Here is a 7,578-nt window from a genome sequence, read left to right as displayed (position 1 = left end):
TATCCATTTTAAAATCTATTTGAATTTTGAAAGGTGGGTTTTTCATTTTTTTTAAAAGTATTATTGTTTCATATAACTCGGAATAATTTAAATATAAAGTTTGACTTTCTAAGTTATAATTGGTTTTTTGATTATTGAATAATAAATAAATCTTAAAATAAAATGTTGTTGAATTAAAAAATTAATTATTTCTTTTAAACTATTTAAATATTTATTCATTTTTTTTAAAATATACTTTTTGGTTTTAACTAATTTCTTTAAACAAAAAAATAAGCTAAACCGTTTTTTTTATATAACTATAAAAAAAACAGTTTGGCTTAAATCTTAACTTAAAATTGTATAAATCGAATGGTAACTCAACCCTTTTTGAGCGTTTTTTAATTTTAAACCAATAACAGAGTGATTTAGGAGTTATGTAAGATACTAAATTTTCTAATAAAAATTTAATTTATACAGAAATTCAAAAAATAATTGATGATTGTTATAAACAAACTCAAATAATTATTAAAGAAAATAAAGATTTATTAGATAAAATAGCTTCTAAATTATTAGAACAAGAAACAATAACTAAGGAAGAAATAGAAAAATTAGATTGAATCTTTTTTTAATAAATTAGTGACCTTATTGAATTCTAGGTTGTTGAAATGCAGTTTTGATTTATCTTTTAAAAGATATTTTTTTTATACATTGATATTAAATTATGATAAATATTCAAAAAAATGTATTTAAAAAATTTAATAATCTAAAAGTATTCTATAAAAAAATATATTTTAATGAAAAAATATATAATTTATATATTGAAAAAAATTATAAAATTAAAAAATTAATTGTAATTTTTATTATTATGATGAGAAATAGAGATTTAATTAATAATAATAATTATTAAATATTCAAAAAACTTGTCAATTTATTATGATATAAAAAATTCATATAATTTATATATTTTAATAAATAAAATAATGAATATAAATTTTCTTATTTTAAAAGATGCATTAAAATACTTCCTGCTGTTCCAACATTTAAACTTTCGATATTTTCAATATCAATATTCAAAAAATAGTCAGAATGTTTTTGAACTATTTCTGAAATACCTGATCCTTCATTTCCTAAAATTAAAATTTTTTTATTTTGGGATTTCAAAAAAGAAGAGTTTTCTAAGTTTATATTTTTTTTATTTACAGAGGCACTAAAAATAGTATAATTATCTTTTTTAGCTGATAATAAAAAATTTATTATATTGCCTCTTTCTAAAAATAAATAAAATATAGCGCCTTGACTTGATCTTATAGTTTTTTCATTATAAAAATCGACTGATTTGGGGCTAATAAAAATATGTCGAAAACCAAAAGCACAAGCGCTTCTTAATAAAACTCCTGCATTACTTGGATCTTGAATATCATCCCAAATTAGAATTTTATCACTTTTTAAGGGTTGAGAATTTATTTTACAAAGAGCACATACAGGATACAGAGTTTTGTTTGTGTTTAATTTTTTCATTAAATTATAGGAAATTAAAGTTCCTGGTTTAGATTGATCAATTGTATATATTTCTAAAATTACATTTTTTTTTTGAGCTTCTTCAACTAAATGTTCACCAAAAACTAAAAATTCTTGATATAAGTCACGGTATTTTTTTAATAAAAGTTTTTTTAATTTTTTAAATTTTATATTTTCTTTAGATATAATCATATTTTTTTTCTCTTTAAATTTATTCAAAATAATATTTTTTTATTAAATTATTTTATTATTTTGTTTGGTCAATAAATGAATAATGCCAAGAGCTATAAAAAATGTTAAGATAGAAAAAAAATATTTTATGACAATTTTTTCTTTATTTTTCTTTTTTCTTATTACATCCATTAAAAAAGATAATAAAATAGTTAAACCATCTATCGTTAATAACATTATAGATAATTCTATTCCACAACAAATCGATGTTGATGTTAAAAATACAAAAATAACATCAGTACCACCTGTACTTAGATTTTTTTGTAAAATATTACCAGAACTTATTCCGACAACAAAACCAGTTATTAGAGAAGATAACAATAATCTATAAAAAATATTGTTTTGAATAAATTGAGGAAATCTTTTAATAATAGAATTTTGTTTTATTTTAAAAAAAATAAATATTTTTAAAATAAAGGTAAAAAGAAGACTGAATATTATTGATGATAAAAATAAATTAAGTTGTTTTGGATCTTTTAAGTATACAACTAAAGCAAATATTAAAATTAAAATTCTGATAATAATAATATTGTTATTTTTACTAAAAAAATATTTTTGTTTTTGTTTTTTTTTATCATAAAAACAAATTTTATCTAAAAAAATTAAATTACTTTCTAAACCACCTATGATAAATTTACCAGGTAAAACTAAAAAATAAATGCTAAATATTAATAATATAAAACTCATAGAAATTTTAGATAGCTCTAAAAACTTATTTGGTATTGGAAAGCATAAATTTGTTGCAAAGTTGCTAATTAATATTAGGAATGTTAAAAATATAAATAAAAAAAGGACAAAATTTTCATTTTTATTATGTTTCATATTACTGTGTTTCCTTATTTCTATTTTTTTTTATTTATTTTTTTTAGTTTATTGTTTTATTGAATAAAAAATTTTTTTAAATAAAAGTTTTGAAGAAAATTTTAATAAATGAAATGATTTTGTATGATTTTTAATGAAATTATTAAAAAGAATTATGAATTTTAAAAAAATGAAACATTTGAGATAGATATTTGAGATATTAAAATTAACCTATTTTAATTTTAATATAGATAAATTTTAAAATCAAAAATTAAAATTTGTTTTAAAAAATGATGAAAAGTAAAACAAATTTATTGGATATAATTGATTATTTTAAAAAAGCATTTGATAATTTGTTTATTATTTATAATTTTATTAATAAGAAATAATTATTACATAGAATTATAACATAAAAATAACGTATTTTAGTCATTAAATGATTTATTTTTGTAGTAAATTCATATTTTTAAGTTTCATTAACGGTTGAGTTCTGAAGAGGATTAAAATTACTATTAATAAAAGTAATTAAATTTTTTTCTTGCCGAGCATTTCAAAGCGGATATAAAATATCATCACGAAAATAAACAGTTAAATTTTCTGCTCCTAAATCATCGAGAAATAAATAAGGAATGGTTCTTAAAATATCCATTTTCTTGCTTAATTATTCATCAAACCACCCCGACTTAAATTGACGAGGTAAATCTGGTAAAAATAAGAACAAGAAATCTTTTTGTTCTTTTAATAAATATTTCATAATTAATTTAAAGAAAAAAGTTTTCCCAGTGTTAAAAGTTCCATAGAGATATAAACTAGGTTTAGTTGGTTCATTTTCAAAATTCTGCCAATATTTTTGAACTATTTGTCTTTCAAACGTTTCTGCCTGAATTTCTTTCAATTGTTCTAAATCCAAACTTTGATTAAATAAAGAATGAATTTTTTGTAAGTTATTTTGAAAACGATGGAAAAGACTTTTTTGGTTTCTTGATAAACCATATGAAAATATGGTTTGGTTTTCAAGATTAATTGATAACCAAAAGGAGTTTCTTTTTGGGATTTTAAATAATTTTCAATAGTGATTAAATCTTCTTGATGATAATCTCGACCATAAACTAAACCTTTTAATGGGGGTAAAACTTGAATTTTGTTTTTAATTTCTTCTTGATAAATAGTTAATATTGAATTATTTTTTCTTTCTTGAACTTTTTGATTTTTATTGAATAGTTTTTTCATGAAAAAATCATTATCTCCAAAAAGTTGTTTTTGCATTATTTCGATTAAGTCATCCGAGAATCTTCTTGAAGTGTTCCCACGCATACTTGTTGAATTAAATTTTGGTTGAAATCCACCGTCATATTTACTTTTGGTTCTTCTTTTAGATATAAAATTTTCTTTTGAAGATCAAAGGTGTATTTCTTATCCATTTTAAAATCCATTTGAATTTTAAAAGGTGGATTTTTAATGTTTTTTAAAAGTATTATTGTTTCATATAAGTCAGAATAATTTAAATATAAAGTTTGATTTCCCAAGTTATAATTGGTTTTTTGATGAAATAAACGAATTTTAAAATAAGATTGTTTAATTAAAAATTTAATTATTTCTGTTAAACCATATAAATATTTATTCATTTTTTTTTGGTTTTAACTAATTTTTTTAAACAAAAAAAATAAGTCAAACCGTTTTTTTATATTAACCATAAAAAACGATTTGACTTAAATTTGTGAATCACCAAGGGCTCCGTTTTAAATGAAACTCAACCATTACAAACTAAATATGAATATTCTGATGAATTAAGAGAAATTGTTAACAATTATATTTTAAATGGAAAGTTAAAAGCGAAAGAATTTGCTGGTTTATTTCATCAAATGCGCCAAATGGCTAATTACATGGGGATTTATCGTCAAGATGTTTATCGTATGATGCGCGAGGTTCAAGAAAATGGTAAATTAGATTTTTTAGATGCTGAAATTAAAGAGCAAGAAAATGATTTACCTAAAGAATTCAATAAAGATTTTTTTATCAAACGCCTTATAATTCACTTTCGGATGATTCAAAAGATAATCAAATAATCTACAAAGGAAAAGAAAATAAATGATAAATATTATATATTTATTGGGTTATCTTGCTCATGATTTAAAAAAGTCATATGTCAAAATTAATAATGAGGAGATCCCTATTGTTAATTTTCAAATTGCTGTCAATTCACACACTGATAAAGACAAAAATAAACCGTTATTTGTCAACTGCGTTGTTTTCCGTAAAAACGCTGAAAATCTTTTTCAATATCTCCAAAAAGGAGATAAATTGTACTTATTAGGTTCGTTATCTATTCAAAAATATAACGACCAAAACGGCCAAGAAAAAAACAGCACGAAAGTGCTTGTTTCTAAACTTGTTTTCTTAAATAATAATAAAGAAAAAGAGAAAGAATTACCTTTTTAAATTAATGATTCTTTTCTAAGAAAGGAGAAATTAAATGAGAAAATATAATTTATTCGATAACTTCCTTTGTTTAATTATTGGCGGTATTATAGCTATTTTTGTCTATCATCAATTTCAACTTTCCTATCATAAACCACAAGAAAATACCGAGGATAAAGAACTACTTATTGTTAAGGATTTATCCATTCAACAAAAAAAAGATTTAATTAGTGAATTAAAAACTATTCTTTTAAACTTTAATAATGTTAATTATTTATATAAAAAAGATATTAAAACTCTTTTAGATAAATTTTTAGATAATGATATTTAAAACCTTTTTTACTCTCATCTTTTTCAAATATCTTTTTTCTTTTTCTTATTTAAAATCTTTTTGTTGTTTCTTTTATTCTTTTTTTATCATATTTTTTTCACTAAATCATCTCTTTTCTTTGGTTTTAAGGTTGGTTGGGATAATAATTTTTTAATTGTTTTTAATTTTTTCAAAATTATTATTTTTTTTATATGGAACAAATTAATATTTTTATTATCTTTTTTAAAAATATTTGAATTTTTCTTTGATTTTTTCTTAAGGTTTTTTGATATTTTTAAAAACATTTTAGATGATTTATTAAAAATTTTTTCTAATGCAACTAAAATATTAGATAGCGATGTATTAATGGGTTTAACTGGTGTTACAACAATGGCTACTGTTACATCATTAGTATCTAAATTTGGTGGCGCCATTCCTTTAATTGGTAATACTATTGAAAAATTTACTAAACCTATCGTAAATTTATATGAAAAAACTTTAAAAATTATCCTTGATGTTCTTTTACAAGTTATCATTTTTATTTTTAAAATTATGATTGTTATTAGTAATTTATTAGTAACTTTTCTTTTTAAATTTTTAGACATTTCTTTTTATTTATTAAAAATATGATTTTTTATATTAAAAAAAAGTTATAATGATAATTAAGTTTTGTTTTTGTATTTTTTAGCTTTATTTATTTATTTTTATGCTGAAAAAGAACATAAACAAGGCAAATATTTATTAAAAAAAAGAGGTTTAAAAAAATGAAATTCATTTCAATTAAAGGAAGACAATATCGTCTATTAACTTTTTTAATTATTACTAGAGTTTTATTATTTTGTTTTTTCTTAAATTATCACTGCTGCTTATAAATATCATGAGACAACTGAAACAAGAAGATTATTATTAGATACAAATATTGAAGAAAAAGCAAAATAATTATTTTAAAAATTGCATGAGTATAATCAAGAAATAGATAAAAATAAAAATATTAAAGTCATTAATGAAGTAACAGAGATTAAAGAAATAGAAACAAATTCCTATTCCTTGTGTTAAATGTAATGAGGAAAAAGAAAAACAACAAGTAAACAAGAATCATTAGAAAAAGAATTATTAGTTTTAAGAGTACAAAACGGTAAATTAAAAAAACAATTAGACAAAGAGAACAAAAGAAAACATGTATAAGGAGCGAAAATAAGATGTTTCCGGATTCAAAGAATAAAAATTTTTATTTTTTAATTTTACTTTTAAGTCAAGTGAGTATAGCTATTTGCAATTTTTTATATCTTCAAAAAATAGACGAAAATAAAAATATTAAAGTTGTTAATGAAGTAACAGAGATTAAAGAAGTAGAAAAGAAAGTTCCTATTCCTTGTGTTAAATGTAATGAGGCAAAAGAAAAAAAAGAAGAACAAGAAGAACAAATATCAAATTTCATAAATGAAAAAGAACAATCAGAAGAACGATTAACACAAAAATATAATATTAATCCTTTAAAGGAATATGATAAAGATACTGGTTATATTTGGGTTAAAGAAAAACTACCTACTTATTATAAAAGGGAGGACGATGGAATAACTATATCGATTATATAACAGAATATGATAAAGATAACTGGTAATAAAATTAAAGAAACTTATTATTTCTCTGACGGAAAAATTATAACGATAAATGAATATGATAAAGATACTTGTGAGAAAATTGAAAACTGAAAAAAAATAATAATAAAAATGCCCTAACTGCTATATGGGCATCTTTATTAAGTTTGTTATTTAATTTAGGTTCCTTAGCAATACAAATATTAGCGGTTTTAATGAGTATCATTGAGGTGCGGTTGCGCCCACTGCACTCCAAAAGTATCACAACTAAATAATTTATTAATAATCATAAAGATCAACTTTATCAGTTGGTCTTTTTATTTTTTAAAAAGAATAAAAAGTTAATCTTCACCTTTTCTAAAAATATTTTTAGAAAGGAAACTAATGAATAGAAAAACATTATTTTTACTTTTTTTAAAAGATAAAAGTAATTTTAAGTTACGCGAACAATTAATAACATTACATTTACCTTTAGTGGAACAAATTGTCCGCCGTTTTAAATATTATCCTCGTTGTTTAACACGAGCAGATTTAGTACAAGAAGGAGTTTTAGGATTCATCAAAGCCCTAACTAATTACCAAGATTTTGGTTATGATTGTCTGGCTTATGCTAAACCGCATATTAAAAAAGTGATTAATGAAGCCATTCGTGTAAAATCACTAAATCTACCTATTTACCAAATTTTTCAGAAAATCATCATGATCCTTTTGCTACACATTCTT

At 21.0% G+C, this 7,578-nt stretch carries 13 protein-coding genes; 8 read left to right on the top strand and 5 right to left on the bottom strand.

Going from position 1 to position 7,578, the window contains the following annotated elements:
* Positions 1-446 precede the first annotated feature (446 nt).
* A complete protein-coding gene (locus tag ACTCUI_RS02225; RefSeq protein WP_463431340.1) occupies positions 447-596 on the top strand; it encodes a hypothetical protein in 150 nt (49 codons plus the stop codon).
* 379 nt (positions 597-975) lie between these two features.
* Here ACTCUI_RS02225 and ACTCUI_RS02220 read toward each other — a convergent pair whose 3' ends face one another.
* The 5 genes from ACTCUI_RS02220 to ACTCUI_RS02200 form a co-directional block, all read right to left on the bottom strand.
* Positions 976-1,689, bottom strand: coding sequence for a TrmH family RNA methyltransferase (locus ACTCUI_RS02220; RefSeq protein ID WP_463431338.1), 714 nt, complete (start codon positions 1,687-1,689; stop codon positions 976-978).
* 42 nt (positions 1,690-1,731) lie between these two features.
* The gene (locus ACTCUI_RS02215) at positions 1,732-2,415 is read right to left on the bottom strand and encodes a YitT family protein (RefSeq protein WP_463431336.1); all 684 of its coding nucleotides are present in this window, start codon (positions 2,413-2,415) and stop codon (positions 1,732-1,734) included.
* Between the two features lie 775 nt (positions 2,416-3,190).
* Positions 3,191-3,424, bottom strand: coding sequence for a hypothetical protein (locus tag ACTCUI_RS02210; protein ID WP_463431334.1), 234 nt, complete (start codon positions 3,422-3,424; stop codon positions 3,191-3,193).
* Between the two features lie 5 nt (positions 3,425-3,429).
* On the bottom strand, positions 3,430-3,795 hold the full coding sequence (locus ACTCUI_RS02205; protein ID WP_463431332.1) for a hypothetical protein: 366 nt from the start codon (positions 3,793-3,795) through the stop codon (positions 3,430-3,432).
* Between the two features lie 8 nt (positions 3,796-3,803).
* Positions 3,804-4,154: a hypothetical protein gene (locus tag ACTCUI_RS02200; RefSeq protein ID WP_463431330.1), complete on the bottom strand. Its 351-nt coding sequence runs from the start codon at positions 4,152-4,154 to the stop codon at positions 3,804-3,806.
* A gap of 237 nt (positions 4,155-4,391) precedes the next feature.
* On the opposite strand from ACTCUI_RS02200, the gene ACTCUI_RS02195 reads away from it, so the two are divergent.
* The 7 genes from ACTCUI_RS02195 to ACTCUI_RS02165 all read left to right on the top strand — a co-directional run.
* Positions 4,392-4,595, top strand: a complete 204-nt coding sequence (locus tag ACTCUI_RS02195; RefSeq protein WP_463431328.1) for a hypothetical protein — start codon at positions 4,392-4,394, stop codon at positions 4,593-4,595.
* A gap of 22 nt (positions 4,596-4,617) precedes the next feature.
* On the top strand, positions 4,618-4,968 hold the full coding sequence (locus ACTCUI_RS02190) for a single-stranded DNA-binding protein (protein WP_463431326.1): 351 nt from the start codon (positions 4,618-4,620) through the stop codon (positions 4,966-4,968).
* A 34-nt stretch (positions 4,969-5,002) separates the two neighbouring features.
* Positions 5,003-5,278, top strand: a complete 276-nt coding sequence (locus ACTCUI_RS02185; RefSeq protein WP_463431324.1) for a hypothetical protein — start codon at positions 5,003-5,005, stop codon at positions 5,276-5,278.
* A 345-nt stretch (positions 5,279-5,623) separates the two neighbouring features.
* The gene (locus ACTCUI_RS02180; RefSeq protein ID WP_463431322.1) at positions 5,624-5,887 is read left to right on the top strand and encodes a hypothetical protein; all 264 of its coding nucleotides are present in this window, start codon (positions 5,624-5,626) and stop codon (positions 5,885-5,887) included.
* A 569-nt stretch (positions 5,888-6,456) separates the two neighbouring features.
* On the top strand, positions 6,457-6,852 hold the full coding sequence (locus ACTCUI_RS02175; RefSeq protein ID WP_463431320.1) for a hypothetical protein: 396 nt from the start codon (positions 6,457-6,459) through the stop codon (positions 6,850-6,852).
* Positions 6,853-6,858: 6 nt separating this feature from the next.
* On the top strand, positions 6,859-6,969 hold the full coding sequence (locus ACTCUI_RS02170) for a DUF2963 domain-containing protein (RefSeq protein WP_463431318.1): 111 nt from the start codon (positions 6,859-6,861) through the stop codon (positions 6,967-6,969).
* Positions 6,970-7,239: 270 nt separating this feature from the next.
* Positions 7,240-7,578, top strand: a 339-nt coding sequence (locus ACTCUI_RS02165; RefSeq protein ID WP_463431316.1) for a sigma factor, incomplete at its 3' end; no start/stop codon positions are given.

This window comes from Brinjal little leaf phytoplasma (assembly GCF_978563805.1).
Note: the sequence above shows the minus strand (reverse complement) of the source record. Positions and strands in the feature narration are given on the sequence as shown.